Annotated in this window: 1 protein-coding gene; it reads left to right on the forward strand. The window is 60.0% G+C overall.

What is annotated here, in order from left to right:
* Positions 1–66 precede the first annotated feature (66 nt).
* Positions 67–695 (forward strand): hypothetical protein (locus WS46_RS22730; protein WP_156437110.1); only part of this gene is annotated, 629 nt, incomplete at its 3' end.

The following is a 695-nucleotide window of genomic DNA, read 5'->3' on the forward strand; positions in this document are numbered from 1 at the left end:
CCTATGGCTTCTATTCAACAAAGTCTTCAGAACATCAATCGGTATCAGCGGCACGCTACGCTGCCGATGCTGCGTCAGCAGGTGTCGAAGCTCGATCCACAGAGTATCGGTGGCGTGGTGCATTTTGCCACCGAGGCGATGAAGAACATGGTGCAGCGCGAGATGAAGCGCGCCGGTTCGAGGAGCAGTGTTCCGGCGGATGCTGAGCCGCGCGGCGCCTTCGACAACGAGCCCGAACTGCTGGTGCCAACGCACGGCGGGGAGGCGGACGGCGAAACCCTGCGAACGGCGATGAGCCTGTTGTCGCAAAAGCACGCGCCGCAGGACTTGGAGGCGCATGCACGCCGCTGGAATGCCGCAAATCTGGCCGCGTATGGCGAGGCGGCGCAAGCGAGTACGCATCAGCAGGACGAGGCGGATGAGGAGCAGGCGGAGCGACTGAATGACGCGGCTAAAGCGACCGGCCAGGGGCTGCACGGCGAAGCCGCGGTGACGATGTGGATGGCCGAGCTGGGTAATGTAAAGGCGGAAAATACCCAGAGCGCGACAACGCAGAGTGCGCAGTTGGGCATCGAGATGGATCAGGCGACGCAGAAGGCATCCGAGGCGGTCAATAAGGAATTCCAGAAGATTGCGGATGACCTGAAGACAAATGAAGAAAAAATTCAGTTCTGGAAATGGGCGGATGAAGTTCT

The sequence above is a fragment of the Burkholderia sp. RF4-BP95 genome (genome assembly GCF_001521985.1).
GTDB lineage: Bacteria > Pseudomonadota > Gammaproteobacteria > Burkholderiales > Burkholderiaceae > Burkholderia > Burkholderia diffusa.